Origin of the sequence: Vibrio penaeicida (genome assembly GCF_019977755.1) — a bacterium.
Classification (GTDB): Bacteria; Pseudomonadota; Gammaproteobacteria; order Enterobacterales; family Vibrionaceae; genus Vibrio; species Vibrio penaeicida.
In genome coordinates this window covers 1062513-1080824 of record NZ_AP025144.1, presented here as the reverse complement: position 1 = coordinate 1080824, position 18312 = coordinate 1062513, and the positions used below count along the sequence as shown (strand labels likewise).

The following is an 18312-nucleotide window of genomic DNA, read 5'->3' as shown; positions in this document are numbered from 1 at the left end:
AACATGGAAAAAACAGAAGATTGAAACAAAGGGTAAGCCCAATGTAACGAAGATGTTACATTAGAGCTCAGGGTCATGTGGGATAAGGACTTTTGCCTCCAGACCGCCTTTGAGAGAATTGTAAATAATGAGATCTCCACCATGTGCGTGGAGGATATTTCGGCTAATCCCTAGCCCTAGACCGTGCCCATCTTTGTCATTGGCAAGGCGATAATATGGCTCAAATACCATATCCAGCTTGCTTTCAGGAATGCCCTGCCCTTCATCTAGGATGATGAGTTCTAGGCGATCCTCGTGGTCATAGACATAGACATGTACGCGATGCCCATATTTGACCCCATTATCGATGAGATTGGTGAGTACCCGTTTCATGGCAAGTGGTTTGCCCCAAATGGGCAGAATAGGCGTGTCTGGTAAGAAAACTTTGGTGCTTTCCTGATTATGACTTTCCGCAATCGATGCCAACATGTCCGCTAGATCCACTTGAGCGTTATTCTCATGCAGATCGGTCTCTCGTACACACTGGAGTGCTCCCTTCACCATCATCTCCAGTTCATCAAGATCACGGTTAAACTTAAACCGCTTTTGATCGTTTTCCAGTAGTTCGGCACGGATTCTTAGGCGTGTGATGGGAGTTTTTAAATCATGTGAAATGGCAGAGAACAGGTGCTCTCTGTCGGTGATATAACGGTTTATCCTAGATTGCATGCGATTGAATGCTCGGGTTGCCGTTACCAATTCACTCGCCCCCTCTTCCACCAGCGGAGACTGCTCCACGTCGATACTCATGTCGTTCGCTGCTTTTGCCAGTCTTTTCAACGGGCGAACCTGACGACGAACCAATAAATAGGTTAGCAACAGCAGCAGTGTGGTTGAGAAAACCAGAAACAATACCTGATCGCTACCAATGATCGTGTCGTCCAAGCTTATGTATGGCGCAGGAAGCAATGCGGCAATATAAAGCCACTGGTTGGTGTCCAGCTCTATTTGCACCACCAAAATAGGTGGGTTGAGCGGCTCCAGCGTTAAGGTGTGGTGCGCCCAAGAGCGAGGCAAATCGCTAAGGCGAATATCATTTTTTAAGATTCGCAACGTATCTGGGCGTGAAAACTCTACGTCTATTTGATGCACTTTCCGAAGCTTGTTATCGAGTACTTGTTCTACGGCATCAACAGAAATACGCTTTAAACGAGATTCCGCCACCGGATCGATAGATAGCTGTTCTTCATTAAACGAAACGAAAAATCGAGTCCCTCCCATATTCCGAATCTGATCTAAAACGATATGGCGGTACTCTCTGGGAAGGGATTGAAAAAACGTGACCGTTGAAGCAAACATATTCGCCATACTTTCCGATGCCGAACGTATACCTTCATATTCTCGTTGCTTGGATTGCGAATACCAAATAGAAGTTGCAATCCCTTGTGCAACCACAACCGCCAACAGCGTTAACAGTAAAGTTCGAGCAACGAGGGAATTCGGCCATTTTAGCTTCATAAAACGTGATTCCTGTTATCGATTGCCGTCATCGCTCATACGTAACTGTTGCCGTAAACATATAGCCATTGCCACGCATGGTTTTGATGTATTTATTCCCTTTGTCACCAAGGCGTTGACGCAATCGACTTAACTGTACGTCAATACCCCGTTCCATTGGGAGGGCCTCTCTTCCACGTGTCGCAATAGAAATGGTATCGCGATCTAAAATTTCATTTGGGTGAGACAAAAACAACATCAACAAAGCGAAATCGCTGCCCGAGAATTCGATTGTCTCATGGGTATCCGAGTGAGTTGCACGGTGAGAGAGCGTGTCTAACCGCCAATCACCAAACACGATATTTCGAGATAATGAAGGTAATGCGCTGGCCTCATCTTCTTGAACATGCATTCGTCTTAACAACGCTTTAATTCTCGCCATTAATTGACGAGGGCTAAACGGCTTCGCAATATAGTCATCCGCGCCAATTTCCAAACCAATGATTTGATCCGTTTCGTCAGACACCGCAGTCAGCATAATAATAGGCACATTGGATTGCTTTCGAACCTTCTGACACAGAGTAAATCCATCGTCACCAGGGAGCATTACGTCCAACAAGATTAAATCCGGATACCCTTGCTGCTGTAAAAATTCAGCCATGGCTTCTCCGTCTTCCACACTGGATACCTGAAAGCCAGCTTTAGACAAATACTCTTCCAGCAACTCCCGGATTTCACTGTCGTCATCCACAACCAGAATATGAGTTTTTATCTGCATATCTTTTGCCTTTTACACGTTAGTGCCTTACTAAGAGAGAAAGTAATGTATACCCAAGTAAACTTAGGCTCATTGGATATAATCCAACACTTTCAAAGATAAAATGATTTTAGCTTGGATAAATTAGGGTTTGGTATTTTTATCAACAAAGTTTGAAGTTGTTATCAGCCTATATAAATATAATATGAACTTATACACTCAAAAATTTGCATTTGGGAACGACATTAAGTGAATAAAATTCAAGCATCTAGCTTTGATTTCTTATTTATTAGCGACAAAAAACATTTAACTAATTCATTCGAAATACTCAAACCAGCCATTTATTCTAGGGCTCAAAATACAACCACATTGAATAAATCATCGTTTTTATTTAATAACATTCCTCTGTTGATTAGATTTTAATCATGTTATACAGACAATTAAAATTACAAATATTTCAAGCAAATTTAGAAATTTATAATTCAAATTTATGATGGGATATTTGTATGACATATGATCTCATTTATATGGCTAAGGTTTAATAGATTATGCGATAAAGCGCTCAATATATTGAGGTCTTTATAAATTATTTGTTAGAATCTGAGCACATTCTCGTTTCGATGTGTCACCGCCCGCAGGCTAAGCTCATCCGCTGCGTTAAAGTAGGTATTACACGAATTGGTTAATTTCAGGAAAGTCAATCTGTTGAATAATATGCTGAAAAAATTAAACCAAGTAACACGTTGGATATCTGGCGAAAGTGAAGATGTATTCAAACGAGTTCACCACGTATTTCTTTTACTCACCTCGGTATTTTTAGTCATCGTAGGTGTATTTAATACCGTTGCTAACATCACACCCATTCATTTTTCGATCATCCTTTACTTTGCTGCCTGTTTAATGGGAATCATGTGGTATTACTCTCGATTCAAAGATCATTATCGAGTCGTGGCGATTTTATTTGCTACTTGCTTAATGGTTTTTATCATCCCAATAACATGGTTTTCTAACTCAGGTTCATATGGTCCTACCGCGTTATATTGTTTAGTCACAGCCTTGTATACCCAAAGTGTATTACGCGAGATGTCTTTATTGCGGTGGCCATTCATCATGTTTGCAGTGTGTCTCCCTTCAATACTGTTCAGTATCGAAACGTATTTTCCAGATTGGGTTATCCATTATACCTCTGATCATGCACGTTTTCTTGATCAGCAATTCTCCTACTTTGCAGTTATGATTCTGCTGATGGTTATGATGTCGGGTCATGTCTACCGCTACCGTATGGAAGCAATGCGTGCCCATAGCTACGCAGAAAAGCTGAGACACTTAGCAGAACGTGACAGCCTAACAAACCTCTTTAACCATCGCGTGATTTTAGAAAAATCGAGGCAAGTGAATGAGGTCTCCGAACATGCAAGTTTAGTTTTATGCGATGTCGACCATTTCAAAAAACTGAATGACTCCTACGGGCACCTTATGGGCGATGCCGTCCTCTCTGAATTAGCGAGAACCCTTGAAGCCGATTTTTTACCCAAAGGCTCATGTGTTGGGCGCTATGGTGGAGAAGAGTTCTTGATCGTTCTTCCCGTTGCATTGGATGATGCCAAAGTCATTGCCGAAAAAATCCGTATGGCAGTGCTTTACAGCAGTAGCCAATCATTAGAAATCACAATCAGCCTTGGTGTGTCACAATTCCAGTCAGAAGACTCGGTAGCAGACACTCTGAAACGGGCAGATGAAGCCTTATATCGAGCAAAACTGTTGGGCCGAAATCAAGTGGTTATCGCACCTATAGATAACGATAAAAACGCCACAACGTCATCGTCAGAAATCGCTAAATAGTGCCAATACTCTCGTAAGTTCATACTTACTCAGTTGCTTACTGCATCTCGTTTCGAGCTTAAAAACAAATTCCCCTAGATCTTTCTAACAATCAATATTCTTGAACTACACTTATTGCAATTGTGTTGGATAGAGGGAAATTATATGAAAACCAGAGCAATTATGGCTTACGTTTTCGGCGCCATATCGGTCATATCTGTCGTCACTTTTTTATTGGGGTTTAATATTCTAAGCTCTGCAGGAAAGCTAAAACAGACATCCGAGACGAGGTATGCTTCTTATCAGGTTGCTGACGAGCTCAGACAAAGTTCGGATGATCTAACAAGACTTGCTCGAACCTATGCACTAACGGCAAATGCCGACTATGAAAGCATGTACATGGACATCCTCGCTATTCGTAATGGCGAAAAACCTCTTCCTGAAAAATACCACCAGATATATTGGGATTTGGTCATCAATTATGGTGAAAAGCCCAAGCCAGATGGTATTACGGTATCTATCCAACAGCGAATGAAAGATCTTGGATTCTCCGACAAAGAATTCTCGCTGTTAAAAGAAGCGCAAAGCAATTCCGATGCCTTAGTGAATTTGGAAGTAAAAGCAATGAACGCTGTTAAGGGTATCTTCCTTGATCCAAATTCAGGTCAGTACACGGTCAAAGGTGACCCCGACACATCAATGGCGGCAGAGTTGCTTCACAGTAAGACATACCATGTAGAAAAAGCGAAAATCATGAAGCCCATCGATGGTTTCTTCTCTGAATTAGAAGCTCGTACATTGGGGTATCTACAAAACGACTTTGGTGAGCTCCAAGGCGCCGTGACCATTACACTTGCGTTGATGGCAGCGATGCTCGTGGTATCCGTCATTGGCTTCATTATGGTGAATCGTGTTGTCACTAAGCCGGTCACAACGTTGAGTGAACAACTTAGTGCCATTGAGTCTAGTGGTAACTTAAGCCATAGAATTGAAAACGTGGGTTCGGGTGAAATCGGTGAAATTGCGAAACAAATTAACAGCATGCTGGAATCTTTGCATAAAACGAAAGAAACCTCTTCGCGTATTTCTTCGCATGTACAAGATCTCGCGTCGGAAACGCATGGTGTGGTATCTGAAAGCCGCATGAACTCAGATACACTCACCCAAGAAACGAACTCCGTATTGGTCGCTGTAGAAGAAATGGCAACAGCATTAACACGTGTCACGGACGTTACCGTTACGGCAGAAAATGAAGCTTCCCAAAACGATAAGAACGTAAGTGAAGGTCAATCGTCAATGCAGCTCGCTGTCGACTCAATGACCACACTGCAAAGTGAATTTGGTCATACTCAGCAAGCAATGGAAGGGTTGATTTCAGAAAGTGCTCAAGTATCTGGTGTACTAGACGTCATCAAATCCATCGCGGAACAAACCAACTTGTTGGCGCTCAATGCTGCAATTGAAGCTGCGCGTGCGGGTGAACAAGGTCGAGGATTTGCAGTAGTAGCAGACGAAGTTCGCTCGTTAGCGCAAAGAACACAAGACTCGACCAATGAAATTGAAGAGATCATTGCAAGCCTACAAGAAAAAACAAACTCGATGGGTGGTACCATTAACCAAGCCGCAACCCTAATGGGTACTGCGCATGAAAGCATTGATAAAATTGGCGAAGTCTTCGTTAAAATTAAAGACACGACAGGTACCATATTCAGTTTGAACTCAGAGATTGCACAATCGACCGATGAGCAGTCAAAAGTGTCCAACATGATAAATGAAAGCCTGACGCAAATTAACGACCTTACCAACAAAGTGGCCCATTCAATTGAGCAAGTTGAGCATTCGGCCTCCAACCTCGATCAGCGCGCAAAAGAACTGGCAAATATGTAAGTACAGCACTTCCAATATTTGTATCAAAAGGGTGCCTTTTTTGAAGGCATCTTTTTTTTGTCACGTAAAGGTCACACTTCAATCAATTACTTCATTGTTTTCCTTTAAAAAAAGCTCAACTCTTTCTACGTTAAGTAGATAATTTCACTTCTGTTGCATACTCATGATCATAAAAGTGCTCTCGAATTCAATTAAAGGTCAGATCGCATTCTCAATTGTGACTATTTTTGCCTTGTTCCTAGTATGGGTATTTGCCAATGGATACTTCAATACACAGCAAGACATCTTGGGCACAATTCGCCACGACATTACCAAAGCACATACTTCATTGCTTCAACTGCGCCGCCATGAGAAAGATTTTCTCGCAAGGAAATCTGAACAATACACCGAGCAGTTTGAATCCGAGATCGCAGAATTATCTCAAGCGCTCAATGAAATTTATCTCCTAAGCGCCGAAGTCGATATTAATGTTCGAGATGATCTTAAAAGAACGCTCACTTCCGTAGGGCAATATAAAGACGGATTCAACTCGCTTTCTGTTACTTATATGCATATCTACAAACCGACCTCTGGGTTGGTCGATAGATTACTGCTCAATCTTGCTCAACTCAGATTAGAGCTGGGTAAATCACCTCAAAATGTAAAACAACTTATTGCCGAAACGGAACACCTTGTACTTGAAATGGGTGCTAACCAAACCTTCCTACTGCAAGTCGAAAACAAACTCCTGAAAGGCCTATATAAAAAGGACGTTTCCGAAAAGAAAGCCATTATCAATAGCTTAATGGCGCTAAAGAACGACTTATCACCCGATGAGGAAAATATCTATTCAATTACTTTGATTGAGCAGATATCCGAGCAAATTCATGACTTACTGTTTAGCCTTCGTGTATTAGGGCTAGACGAAACACTGGGCCAACATGGCGAGCTTCGTAAAAACGCGCATTCTATAGAAGCCAACTTTTTTGAATTAAGCAAGCACGTAGATACCGCAATCAATGCTTCAGAGGCAAGTATCGCAACCTATCGTTTCTTCTTATTCGTGACTATGCTGGTCGTCTCCGTCATTTCGCTTCTGATACTGATATTTAACGCTTCGAAGATCGAGAATATGCTCAAATATTCGGTAAAAGAGGCGAAAAAAGCCAACCGAGCTAAGAGTTCATTTTTAGCGAATATGTCTCACGAAATTCGAACACCATTGAATGGCATCATCGGTATGGCTGAAATCCTAAAAGGCACAAGCCTTTCCGCCATTCAAAAAGATTATCTAAAAACCATAGATTCTTCTTCACAAACTCTGCTCATGCTCATTAATGACGTGCTGGATCTCTCTAAAATTGAATCTGGAAAACTTCAAATATCACCGCACACATCGAACGTTAGAGAAGTCATTTACGATACGGCTGCTCTCATTGCGCCTAAGTCGCATCAGTCGGGTATTCAATTGAACGTCGATGTTTCAACCTCCATTCCTGAGCACGTAAAGTTAGACGAGCACAAGCTTCGTCAGGTAATGATGAACCTCGCTTCAAACGCGATTAAATTCACCAAACAAGGCTCTGTTTCTCTCATTTTGTCTAGTCGCGCAATGGATTCAGGAAGCATCACTTTACTGTTCCAAGTGATCGATACTGGTATAGGAATTGATGTTTCACAACAGAAAAAAATCTTTCACGCTTTCGAACAAGAAAATTCAGACACCTCAAAAGAGTTTGGCGGCACAGGTCTTGGCTTAGCCATCAGTGACAAGATTGTCGAACTGATGGGAGGTAAACTGACGCTCGTTTCCGAAAAAGGAAAAGGCAGTGAGTTCAAGTTTGAAATCACCTGTCCTGTCGAGTTAGGGCATCAATTGCCAATTAGTAACCTACCTGCTGTCTATCTCGTTAATATTGAAGAAGACACGGCTATTTGTGATGAACTGAAGCATTTTGGTGTGTCATATTCAACGTACGATATGGACAATAGCGAACCAGATATGCCGGAAAGTAGTGTTATCCTCTGCCGCCAGATGAAGGAAGAACCTACCCATGCTTTACTGTCGCAAATTCGTTTAACGCATCCAGAATTACCCATTGTATTAGTCCGAAATAACCATCAAAAACATTATAATTTTGAGCATTTAGTCGACGGCTATTTAACCGCTCCATTGTTCGGCTTACGCCTTCTTACCGTGTTGAAAGAAAGTGTGAGCCAGCATACACCCGATGCAGCTTCTGCCTATGATTTTTCAATGGAAGCCAATACCAATGTTTCACCTGAAATCCTATTGGTTGAAGATAATGCAGTAAACCAAAAAGTTGCTCAGATCAATTTGGAGAGAATGGGATTAAGAGTTTTTATAGCAAACAACGGGCAAGAAGCCGTCGATGCCTACCAAGCAAACCCAAACCAATTTGCAACGGTTTTGATGGACTGCATGATGCCAGTAAAGGATGGCTTTGATGCAACAAAAGAAATTCGTATTCACGAAAGAAAAAACAGTTTAAATCCGATCCCCATCATTGCGTTAACAGCGAGCGTATTAGAAGACGATATTCAAAAGTGCTTTGATGTTGGTATGGATGATTACCTACCCAAGCCATTCACCAAAGCTGTCTTCGTCGCTAAGATGGAAAAATACGTCGAAGGCGTGAAAGAGACCGTTAGTGACTAGGCGGTTTCGCTTTCACTGTGATTCACTCGCAGGAGTTTGTGCTAAATTCAAACGACCATTATGAAGTAAGCGTTTTCAGTGATGACGGCACGATGATCTTATGCGCTGGCGTAACAAACAACATGTACAATCGGCCAAGATTGTTGTGAACGTGGACAACCGTCGTCGCGTGGACTTGGATCCTATCTCCCAGATCTTCCAGATAGAAAGAGACTTTTACGTTAAGGTGTTTGTCGTTGTCTTTTAGAATCACTTCTTGCCGGTTCACAGAGTGCAATGTGAAGATACCCACTCGGTCACCCACACGATAGTCAGCCGCCTTTTTATCACTTTGAAGTTCTCGCATCTTTCCCAAGTTTTTTAACCCGAAGACACCCACAATTCTATTTCGCAGATCCATCAGCGCGTTTACCCATTGAGGAGATTTACTCATCAACTCGATGTACACATCCATCGCGGATTGGTTGTGGTTTTGAATGTATGTTGTAAACGTATCGTGGAAATAAGCGCCAGATATAAACTGGTGGATTTGAGCATTTGATTGAAATGTCATGAACTCTTCCCTAATTCAACAAAATTAAGTGAAGAGTAACATCTAGGGTATTAACAGCGCGTAGGTAAAGTTACCTATCTTGTGCTGACGGTTTTCATAGGTAACATATAAAACGAGAAAACCCCTGACAGCTTTCGCTATCAGGGGTTTCAAATAATGGCACGCCCTGAAGGATTCGAACCTTCGACCACATCCTTAGAAGGGACGTGCTCTATCCAGCTGAGCTAAGGGCGCGCTACAGGAAAAGGATTATACGAGATGATTGAACAAGGTCAACGAATTTATCTAACATTCTGATTCGAATGACCAAAAAAAAGCCGGAATGGAGAAAAACACACCGAAAGCCCTGCTAGCAATCGTTTGCGCAATAGATATTGTCATCTTTTTTTGCGACAATACGCCAAAAATTCAGCCCCATAACCTCAAGGAATACCATGTCTGCTCAAAATATTGATGGCAAACTCATTTCTCAAACTGTTCGTTCAGAAGTTGCAGCACGTGTAAAAGCACGTACTGATGCAGGGCTACGCGCACCAGGCCTTGCCGTGGTTTTAGTTGGTGAAGATCCAGCATCTCAAGTTTATGTAGGCAGCAAGCGTAAGGCATGTGAAGAAGTCGGCTTTGTTTCTAAGTCTTTTGACCTTCCTGCCACAACTTCAGAAGAAGAACTATTGGCTTTGGTCGATGAATTAAACCAAGACGGTGAAATCGACGGTATTCTTGTACAGCTCCCTCTACCAGCAGGCATCGATAGCACCAAAGTTTTAGAACACATTACACCCAATAAAGACGTAGATGGCTTCCACCCATATAACGTGGGTCGTTTGTCTCAGCGTATCCCTAAACTTCGCTCATGCACGCCGAAAGGCATCATTACTTTACTGGATCGCTACAATATCGAGTTACGTGGAAAGCACGCCGTTGTTGTGGGCGCATCGAATATTGTTGGTCGTCCTATGACGCTTGAGTTGTTGCTTGCAGGTTGCACAACGACGACGTGTCACCGCTTCACGAAAGATTTAGAAAGTCACGTCCGCCAAGCAGATGTGGTTGTGGTTGCGGTTGGCAAGCCAAATTTTGTTCCTGGCGCTTGGATTAAGAAAGGGGCAATTGTTGTTGATGTCGGCATCAACCGCTTAGATTCAGGTAAATTGGTTGGCGATGTTGAATACGATGTGGCTAAGGAAAACGCGAGTTTTATTACACCGGTACCTGGTGGTGTTGGTCCAATGACCGTTGCAAGCCTTATCGAAAACACGATGCTGGCCTGCGAACAATACAACAGCTAACATTCAGCTTTCAGTTGAATCTGCAATCCATTATTCCTACTAAAAAGCGAAGCACTGATGCTTCGCTTTTTCTTGGAGCTTCAAAAACTATTACTGCACAATTTTATCGGCTAGATGACTTACCGCGATACCGAAATAGTATGAGCGATTCCACTTCATCAACACCTGATAATTATTGTAAATCAGATAAGCGCGACCATTTTCATCATCGGGCATGATTAACCACGCATCAATATCTTCTTTAGGCTGAGGAAGTGTTTTACCGTTGATTCGAGTCACACCCAACTTGCTCCACTCTGCCAATGTTCTTGCTTTGGCTTTCTGACGCCCCTCAAGGTTCATATCAAAACCTGCGGGTATCGTGACCTGACGCCCCCAGGTGTACTTGTCGTTCCACCCAGATTGGCTTAAATAATTGGCTGTAGAAGCGAACACATCTGACTTAGTATTCCAGATATCTTTCTTCCCATCATTGTTGCCGTCGGCGGCATACGCAAGGAAGGAGCTAGGCATAAATTGGCACTGCCCCATTGCCCCAGCCCATGAGCCTTTCATTTTATGAGGAAGAATGTGCCCTTGATCTAGGATCGTGAGCGCTGCCATGGTTTCTTTGCGGAAAAAAGCCTCACGGCGACCATCAAAAGACAACGTAGTGAGCGCATCTATCACGCTATAACCACCCGTAAGCTTTCCGAAGTTACTTTCCACTCCCCAGAGTGCAACAATGAATCTTGGTTGAACTCCATACTCATCACCGATTCGTTTCAGTTCAGCATAATGTTTATTGTAAAGCGCTTTAGCCTGCTTCACCTTCCAACTAGGTACTGCTCTGGGTATATATTCATCCAAAGTCAGCTTTTTTTCCGGCTGGTTTCTGTCTGCTTTTACGGCTCTTGGTTTATAGGTGACGTTTTCAAATGCCTTATCAATAATTGACTGAGAAATCCCTTTCTCTAAGGCTTCTGCTTTCAGCCCTGTGACATATTCATCAAAATCAGGCTGGGCAATTGCCGAATGGCTCAAGCCCAAACCTAACAAAGCAACGAGTAGTTTTTTCAAGCCTTTCTCCCTGAGCGGCTAGCGTTATTATTTTTGCTTCGCCTTCTGCTCTTTATATTTTTCTAGTAAGTTTTCTGGTGGTGGTGGAAGCTGAAGGAAATACCCTTCATTTTCCATTGATTCTTTTACTTTTTCTACGTCTACCTGCGCTAGTTTTCGACCATCAATTTTGATGACCATAACAAAGACAGGTTTACCAAACATGTCTTTTAAAGGCTGCGGAACCTCAGAAAAATCATCTTTCTTAGGAATGTACAGGTATGCCCCTTCTTTTTTAGGGCTTTTGTAGATAGAACACAACATATGGGACCTATTCTTGCGTATTTTTCTTCGCTAAAAAGTGAAGTTTTCGTAAAGTTTAAGAGATTTTGAACGTAAAGCGTCTATTTGACAATAAGTTGCTTGATGAGGATTGTGTAGAAATATAACATGCTACCATTTTAGGGTTTGAGCCCAAGCCAAATTGTTTGAAATTTAATCATGACAACATCCACGGATTTAAAAGGTAGCAGTTTTACGTTATCTGTCCTTCACCTGTCAGGCACTGACGTGAGCGAGAGTGTACGTTTTCTACACGACAAAGTCGAACAAGCCCCTGCATTTTTCCAATATGCGCCAGTAGTGCTTAACATCGAACAAATGTCCGGTGATGTCGATTTTCAGCAGTTAAAAGCGGGGGTTCTTTCAACAGGAATGATCCCTGTTGGCGTGACTGGTTGCAAAGACAAACGTGCACAATCTTCAGCAAAAGAAGCTGGGTTTGCCGTTATGTCGTCAAGTAAGACCACCACCGCTCCTGCCCAAATGGCACCGACTAAAATCGTACGTACTCCTATTCGCTCTGGTCAGCAAATCTATGCGAAAGATGGTGACTTGGTCATATTGAACCATGTTAGTGCTGGTGCCGAAGTGATTGCCGATGGCAGTATTCATATCCATGGCTCTTTGCGAGGCAGAGCCATCGCTGGAGCCAGCGGGCAAAAAGAAGCAAAGATCATTTGCCACGATTTACAGGCTGAGCTGATTTCCATTGCAGGGAATTATTGGCTCAGTGACCAAATTGACAGTACGTATTGGCAGAAAAAAATCATGCTCAGCATGCATGAAGACCAACTGACAATCGACACCCTCACGATTTAAAAAGGAAAATTTGATGGCACGCATCATTGTTGTTACATCAGGTAAAGGTGGCGTTGGTAAAACCACCTCTAGCGCAGCGATCGCCTCTGGGCTCGCTCTCAAAGGTAAAAAAACGGCCGTCATCGACTTTGATATTGGCTTACGTAACCTCGACCTGATTATGGGTTGTGAACGCCGAGTAGTTTACGATTTCGTTAATGTTATCAACGGTGAAGCCACACTTAATCAAGCTATGATTAAGGACAAGCGCACTGAAAATTTGTTCATTCTTCCTGCTTCACAAACTCGTGATAAAGACGCGCTAACAAAAGAAGGCGTACAGCGAATTTTGACTGAGTTGGATGAAATGGGCTTCGATTTCATCATTTGCGATTCACCTGCGGGCATCGAGCAAGGTGCGCTCATGGCACTATACTTTGCAGATGAAGCCATTGTTACGACGAACCCTGAAGTTTCGTCAGTGCGTGATTCTGACCGAATTCTAGGAATACTTGACTCTAAGAGCCGACGCGCAGAAGAAGGGTTAGAGCCAGTAAAGCAGCACTTGTTGTTAACTCGCTACAACCCAGAACGCGTAACACTAGGCGAAATGTTGAGTGTTGAAGACGTGGAAGAGATTCTGCACATTTCTCTATTGGGTGTGATTCCAGAAAGCCAAGCGGTTCTGAATGCATCGAATAAAGGTGTGCCAGTGATTTTTGATGACGAGTCTGATGCAGGTCTCGCCTACGATGATGCAGTTGAGCGCTTGCTGGGCAATGAAAGAGCGTTCCGCTTCTTAACGGAGCAAAAGAAAGGCATCTTTAAACGACTATTTGGGGGCTAATTATGTCTTTATTGGAGTTTTTCCGACCACAAAAGAAAACATCCGCCAATGTTGCTAAAGAGCGCCTGCAGATAATTGTTGCAGAGCGTCGTAACGAAGGGTCCGATGCCCCAACCTACTTACCGCAACTAAAAGAAGATATTCTAAAAGTCATCAGTAAATATGTCGACATCGACCCTGAAATGGTCAATGTATCGCTTGAACAAAATGATGATGATTTGTCAGTACTAGAGCTCAACGTAAAGTTGCCCGACGAAGACAAGTAATAACGATCAACAAAAAAACAGCGGCTAACTCAGCCGCTGTTTTTTTATAAAGAATTCTTAGTATCTGTTGCTATCAAACAGCTAATCCGAAACAGGTGGTTTGAACAAGTGGTCAAAGCTTTGGTTATCACTCAACCATTGCTCAAAATCTTCCACTTTCATCGGCGGAGATACATAGTACCCTTGCACCAAATCACAGCCATTGTTCATGACAAATTCCAGCTCTCGGAACGTCTCCACACCTTCTGCCACTGTCGATATTTCTAATTTTTTTGCTAGCGATAAGCTGGTTTCAATAATGGCTTTGCTTACCTTGCTATTTTCGGCTTCATGAACGAAAGAGCGATCCAATTTAAGTTCAGTAAACGGAACTCGCTGTAATTGCTCCATCGTGGAAAACCCAGTACCAAAATCATCAATAGACAAACCAAAGCCTTTTAATCGGAAGCGAGTAAGAATATCCAAGCTGGTTGTCGCATCTTTACTGAGTAATGACTCTGTAATTTCGATAACGATATGATGCGCAGGAATGTCGTGCTCCATCACCAATTCTTTCACTTGCCTAGGAATCTCCAAGTTCGATAGACAGTAATGAGAGAAATTCACCGACAAGGTTAAGTCCAAGCCATTTGCTTTCCAACGGGCTAAATCGGCAATACCCTGTTTGAAAATCATCTCAGTTAAGTGATTTATTAAACCTAATTTTTCGGCAATTGGGATAAATACGTTTGGTGGGATGGTGCCTCTTTCAGGGTGATTCCAACGAGCAAGCGCTTCCACTCCAACGACTTTTCTACTTTGAATACAAAGCTGAGGCTGATAGTGAGGAACAATATCGCCTTTCACTATGGCTTGCCGTAACTCAGCGCCAATCGCCGTCAGATTCACTCGGTATCCTTGATTGCCTCCCATCAGACCAGAAGAACTGAACATGCGTTTCAGCTCTTCAGTATTGATAGGTTTAGACAATGCCCCGAGTACAGGGATTCCTCTTTCCTGAGCGATTTTAACGGCGGTTTGCAAAATTCGGTCGTCTTCACCGCTGATCAAAATCAGTGAAGCGCTATGGTGTAGTGCTTCCATATGACGAATTAACTCGACACCATCGAGAGACGGCATGTTCAAATCAGAAATAACTACATTGACTGGATTGAGCTGACAGGAGATAGCCTCCGCTCCTTCGACAGAATTAGTGGTTAAGGTAATTTGAACAATCCCCATAGAGCTCAGTGCTCTCTCAAGCATATTCAATATAAAGGGATCATCATCAATTACCAGAACATGCAGTTGCTCAAACGATTGCTCTGTCATTTTCGGGTTACAGCCTCCGGCAAATTCCAATGATTTTGTATTGATATTTGACTTACTTTAGCATACAAAATATGTTACAAAAAGTTACATTTTATAATTGTGGTGAACGATTATGGGCTATTTCATTACCAAATGGCAGATGATCTCCGGCAAGATAACGATTGCTATGGTGGCAATTGCGGCGATAGTTGTCACTAAGGCGATCCTTAGTTTTCAGCTTTATTCTCAAGTTCAGGAAAATAATGCAACGATAAGCAGACAGAACATTCCTGGAGAGCTCGCTTCAATTAATTTGCTAGATGTGATTGGAGATATGAATGCCGATATGCTGCATTACATTCTTGGTGATGCCGCACGTTCTGAATCGTTTGATAAAAACCGAGAACAGTTCTTTCATTACCTAGATGTGATTGAAAAGTCCGAATCCGTCGATATTAATACAATCCAAGAACTGAGTAGCTTATTTTTCCAATTCGAGAATCGCGTTAAGCTCGATATTTTCTCATTCTACAACCCCAATGACGAAATTTGGGCAAAAGCTCAAGTAACTTCAATGGTTGATTCAACAGGGCAATCACTACTCAACCTCTCAGAAAAGGTTCAAGTACTGGAATCGAATGCTCATGCATCTAAGCTATCTCTTCAAAGCGATGAACTGTTTGAGTTAATTAACGATCTTAATATGCAAATGAAAGTTTATGTATTAGGAGCCCAAGGTGTAAAGGAAGAGTTTTCATCTTCCATTCAAAGGGCTGAATTCTTACTTACGTGGCTCAAGTATTTACTCAACGAACCTTCTTCTCATGAAGTCATTGAAACATTGCGGGCAGAGCTACGAGTTATGCGCAATGGTGGCTTTGAAGTATTTGAACGCTACAATAATAACGATAAGCAAGGTGTCCTTAAGATTGCAGAAGAAGTAACGGGGCAAGAATACAAGCAGCTTTCCGATACAATTGGTTTATTAAGTGCCCGGCTAGATAACCAAATGACGGAAAGGCTCACTGTTCTCGATAACCTAACCAACAATTACAACTATTTCTTATTTGGCTCTATCTTTGCCGTTCTAATGTTTTGTACTGTGGTAATCATTTACATTTATCGCTCTATTAGTGCACCACTTCTCACCATCAATCAGCAGATGAAAAGCCTTATAAAAGGTGATACCAGTATCAAAGTGCCCTATCGCTATCGCAGTGATGAGGTTGGGGAAATGGCGCGAATGCTAGAAGCGTTTCGCCAAAACCAGATAGAAAGGAATCAATATCAGCAAGAAGTGATCATCGCACGCGACAACGCCGAATCCGCAACGAAGGCAAAAGCCAACTTCTTGGCTACCATGAGCCACGAGATTCGCACCCCAATGAATGGCATTATAGGTATGATCGACTTGCTCAATACCACCAGAGTCAACCGCGAACAGCAAAGAATGCTTAAAACTGTTCGGGAGTCTTCATTTTCACTGCTGAATATCATTAACGATATTCTCGATTTTTCTAAGATAGAGGCAGGTAAACTCGATGTAGAGCAAACAACGCTTCCTCTTCGAGAAACACTGGAAAATGTTGTCGCTACTCTATCACCAAGCGCAGAAAATGCGGGCATTGTATTCCAGCTTTATATAGACCCAGAGTTACCAGAAGAGGTGTTAGGCGATCCGGTTCGGTTGCGTCAGATATTATTTAACATTATCGGCAATGCTATTAAGTTCTCGTCAAAACTGTCCAGACGTGGCGAAGTCTCGCTCGAAGTTCATGCCTATTTTATTGATATTAATGAAATCACTATTCAATTCGATATTAAAGATAATGGAATCGGTATTCATCAAGATCAAATAAGTACCCTGTTCACTCCGTTTACACAAGCGGAATCAGATACAACACGCCGCTTTGGTGGAACAGGGTTAGGCTTATCGATATCGAAACATTTGACTGAGCTCATGGGGGGAGAAATCTCGGTAAACAGCACGGTGGGAATTGGAACAACATTCAGTATTCACCTGACTTTCCCATTCTCTCAAGATCCAAGCAATCGCGTAAACCCAGTACATATCGCTGAAACTCAGGTATACGTCGACTTATCGACTGACTGGCTAAACAGTCATCTTCCAAGCTACCTTAAAACACTTTGTGTGCCTTGGAAAAAACTGGATCGTCAGCTGTTCCCGAACCTCAAGCTTACTGATCCTCATTGCATCATCATTACGGACAACCTTGCTGATCTCGTGGCGATAGAGCCAGCAGCATTACATGATTCCATTAAGTATTTGGAATTACTGCCTCAAGCTAATATTTCTTCGCAAATCAGTGAACGAACTTTCTCTATCTCTGCACAGCCTCTCAAGCTTTCAAACCTTAGGTACGGATTGCGAGTTGTGACAGGCATGGAAAGCCCATTCGATATTGCACCACATACCGAAGATCAGCTGGATCTCAAGGAGATCAGTGCTGGAGAGTCAAAAGGGCTCATTTTGGTGGCAGAAGATAACCCGGTAAACCAAGAAGTCATAAAAAAACAGCTCAAAGCATTGGGCTACGAATGCAAACTTGCAGACGAAGGCTTACAGGCACAAGCCATTTATGAACAATATGACTTTGATTTGGTGCTAACCGATTGCCACATGCCAGAATGTGACGGGTACGAGCTCACTTCTGCTCTTCGCCAAAAACAAATCGAAAAAGGGCGTAGAATTCCCATCATCGCTGTAACTGCTAATGCAATGATTGGTGAAGCTAAGAAATGCTTAACCGCCGGAATGGATGATTACCTTCCAAAGCCTATTGAATTGGAAAAACTCAAACGGATGCTTCACGACTGGATGCCAAATTCAGACACAGTCACCAGCTCAGGAGTGGCGATGAACCTAGAAGTGGTTGATACCATATTTGGCGGTGATATGAATGCCTACAAGCAGAGCGTTAATGATTTTATGCAGTTGAGCTTACCGCAATATCAGGCTTTAGCAGACGTTGAAAGCGAAGAGTTTGAAATGAGCGTTGTAGCGAACATTGCCCACAAATTGAAATCTTCTGCATCCACAATAGGGCTAGACGAGCTGTACAAACTGACACAAGAAATCGAAAATCATTCCAAGCTCGGAGCAAAACCTCCGTTACTCAATACGTTAGCTCAACTCAAATCATTGCTACCCAAAATTGAAGCCTTGCTAAACAGCCAAAATAGCGACATGTAAAAGTAAAAAGGAAGGCAAAGGACAAGAGAAGACAAATGAAAAGAGGCTCAGTGTAATACTGAGCCTCTGTGCTTT

General features: G+C 42.5%; 14 protein-coding genes and 1 tRNA gene. 8 read left to right on the top strand and 7 right to left on the bottom strand.

Annotated elements, in window-relative coordinates:
- Positions 1 to 60 precede the first annotated feature (60 nt).
- Both LDO37_RS05110 and LDO37_RS05105 read right to left on the bottom strand, forming a co-directional pair.
- Entirely contained in the window at positions 61 to 1497 is a 1437-nt protein-coding gene (locus tag LDO37_RS05110) for an ATP-binding protein (RefSeq protein ID WP_126610260.1), read from the bottom strand.
- A gap of 28 nt (positions 1498 to 1525) precedes the next feature.
- Entirely contained in the window at positions 1526 to 2254 is a 729-nt protein-coding gene (locus LDO37_RS05105) for a response regulator (protein ID WP_126610259.1), read from the bottom strand.
- A 693-nt stretch (positions 2255 to 2947) separates the two neighbouring features.
- On the opposite strand from LDO37_RS05105, the gene LDO37_RS05100 reads away from it, so the two are divergent.
- The 3 genes from LDO37_RS05100 (at position 2948) to LDO37_RS05090 (ending at position 8600) form a co-directional block, all read left to right on the top strand.
- Positions 2948 to 4075, top strand: coding sequence for a GGDEF domain-containing protein (locus LDO37_RS05100; RefSeq protein WP_126609974.1), 1128 nt, complete (start codon positions 2948 to 2950; stop codon positions 4073 to 4075).
- A 144-nt stretch (positions 4076 to 4219) separates the two neighbouring features.
- A complete protein-coding gene (locus LDO37_RS05095; protein ID WP_126609973.1) occupies positions 4220 to 5941 on the top strand; it encodes a methyl-accepting chemotaxis protein in 1722 nt (573 codons plus the stop codon).
- A 163-nt stretch (positions 5942 to 6104) separates the two neighbouring features.
- A complete protein-coding gene (locus tag LDO37_RS05090) occupies positions 6105 to 8600 on the top strand; it encodes an ATP-binding protein (RefSeq protein ID WP_126609972.1) in 2496 nt (831 codons plus the stop codon).
- Between the two features lie 58 nt (positions 8601 to 8658).
- Here LDO37_RS05090 and LDO37_RS05085 read toward each other — a convergent pair whose 3' ends face one another.
- On the bottom strand, positions 8659 to 9153 hold the full coding sequence (locus LDO37_RS05085; RefSeq protein WP_126609971.1) for a DUF2867 domain-containing protein: 495 nt from the start codon (positions 9151 to 9153) through the stop codon (positions 8659 to 8661).
- A gap of 157 nt (positions 9154 to 9310) precedes the next feature.
- A tRNA-Arg gene (locus LDO37_RS05080) sits at positions 9311 to 9387 on the bottom strand.
- Between the two features lie 200 nt (positions 9388 to 9587).
- Here LDO37_RS05080 and folD point away from each other — a divergent pair.
- On the top strand, positions 9588 to 10442 hold the full coding sequence (folD, locus tag LDO37_RS05075) for a bifunctional methylenetetrahydrofolate dehydrogenase/methenyltetrahydrofolate cyclohydrolase FolD (protein ID WP_101113559.1): 855 nt from the start codon (positions 9588 to 9590) through the stop codon (positions 10440 to 10442).
- Positions 10443 to 10532: 90 nt separating this feature from the next.
- Here the strand turns inward: folD and LDO37_RS05070 are convergent, their stop codons facing one another.
- Complete coding sequence (locus LDO37_RS05070) at positions 10533 to 11501, bottom strand: lytic murein transglycosylase (RefSeq protein WP_126609970.1); 969 nt, start codon at positions 11499 to 11501, stop codon at positions 10533 to 10535.
- Between the two features lie 27 nt (positions 11502 to 11528).
- Positions 11529 to 11804: a YcgL domain-containing protein gene (locus tag LDO37_RS05065; RefSeq protein WP_126609969.1), complete on the bottom strand. Its 276-nt coding sequence runs from the start codon at positions 11802 to 11804 to the stop codon at positions 11529 to 11531.
- Positions 11805 to 11981: 177 nt separating this feature from the next.
- Between LDO37_RS05065 and minC the strand changes: the two genes are divergently transcribed.
- Genes minC through minE form a run of 3 tightly spaced genes read left to right on the top strand, consistent with a single transcriptional unit; the run spans position 11982 to position 13733 of the window.
- Entirely contained in the window at positions 11982 to 12641 is a 660-nt protein-coding gene (gene minC / locus LDO37_RS05060) for a septum site-determining protein MinC (protein ID WP_126609968.1), read from the top strand.
- Positions 12642 to 12654: 13 nt separating this feature from the next.
- Complete coding sequence (minD, locus tag LDO37_RS05055; RefSeq protein ID WP_101113555.1) at positions 12655 to 13467, top strand: septum site-determining protein MinD; 813 nt, start codon at positions 12655 to 12657, stop codon at positions 13465 to 13467.
- A gap of 2 nt (positions 13468 to 13469) precedes the next feature.
- The gene (gene minE / locus LDO37_RS05050) at positions 13470 to 13733 is read left to right on the top strand and encodes a cell division topological specificity factor MinE (protein WP_126609967.1); all 264 of its coding nucleotides are present in this window, start codon (positions 13470 to 13472) and stop codon (positions 13731 to 13733) included.
- Between the two features lie 81 nt (positions 13734 to 13814).
- On the opposite strand, the gene LDO37_RS05045 is transcribed toward minE, so the two are convergent.
- A complete protein-coding gene (locus tag LDO37_RS05045) occupies positions 13815 to 15044 on the bottom strand; it encodes a GGDEF/EAL domain-containing response regulator (RefSeq protein ID WP_224055340.1) in 1230 nt (409 codons plus the stop codon).
- Between the two features lie 112 nt (positions 15045 to 15156).
- On the opposite strand from LDO37_RS05045, the gene LDO37_RS05040 reads away from it, so the two are divergent.
- On the top strand, positions 15157 to 18237 hold the full coding sequence (locus LDO37_RS05040; RefSeq protein WP_126608962.1) for an ATP-binding protein: 3081 nt from the start codon (positions 15157 to 15159) through the stop codon (positions 18235 to 18237).
- Positions 18238 to 18312: the final 75 nt, after the last annotated feature.

Coding starts and splice junctions, on each gene's coding strand:
- LDO37_RS05065 (WP_126609969.1), bottom strand. CDS start 11,804: ATGTTGTGTTCTATCTACAAAAGCCCTAAAAAAGAAGGGGCATACCTG.
- LDO37_RS05100 (WP_126609974.1), top strand. CDS start 2,948: ATGCTGAAAAAATTAAACCAAGTAACACGTTGGATATCTGGCGAAAGT.
- minC (WP_126609968.1), top strand. CDS start 11,982: ATGACAACATCCACGGATTTAAAAGGTAGCAGTTTTACGTTATCTGTC.
- minD (WP_101113555.1), top strand. CDS start 12,655: ATGGCACGCATCATTGTTGTTACATCAGGTAAAGGTGGCGTTGGTAAA.
- LDO37_RS05090 (WP_126609972.1), top strand. CDS start 6,105: ATGATCATAAAAGTGCTCTCGAATTCAATTAAAGGTCAGATCGCATTC.
- LDO37_RS05105 (WP_126610259.1), bottom strand. CDS start 2,254: ATGCAGATAAAAACTCATATTCTGGTTGTGGATGACGACAGTGAAATC.
- LDO37_RS05110 (WP_126610260.1), bottom strand. CDS start 1,497: ATGAAGCTAAAATGGCCGAATTCCCTCGTTGCTCGAACTTTACTGTTA.
- LDO37_RS05045 (WP_224055340.1), bottom strand. CDS start 15,044: ATGACAGAGCAATCGTTTGAGCAACTGCATGTTCTGGTAATTGATGAT.
- LDO37_RS05040 (WP_126608962.1), top strand. CDS start 15,157: ATGGGCTATTTCATTACCAAATGGCAGATGATCTCCGGCAAGATAACG.
- LDO37_RS05095 (WP_126609973.1), top strand. CDS start 4,220: ATGAAAACCAGAGCAATTATGGCTTACGTTTTCGGCGCCATATCGGTC.
- LDO37_RS05085 (WP_126609971.1), bottom strand. CDS start 9,153: ATGACATTTCAATCAAATGCTCAAATCCACCAGTTTATATCTGGCGCT.
- folD (WP_101113559.1), top strand. CDS start 9,588: ATGTCTGCTCAAAATATTGATGGCAAACTCATTTCTCAAACTGTTCGT.
- minE (WP_126609967.1), top strand. CDS start 13,470: ATGTCTTTATTGGAGTTTTTCCGACCACAAAAGAAAACATCCGCCAAT.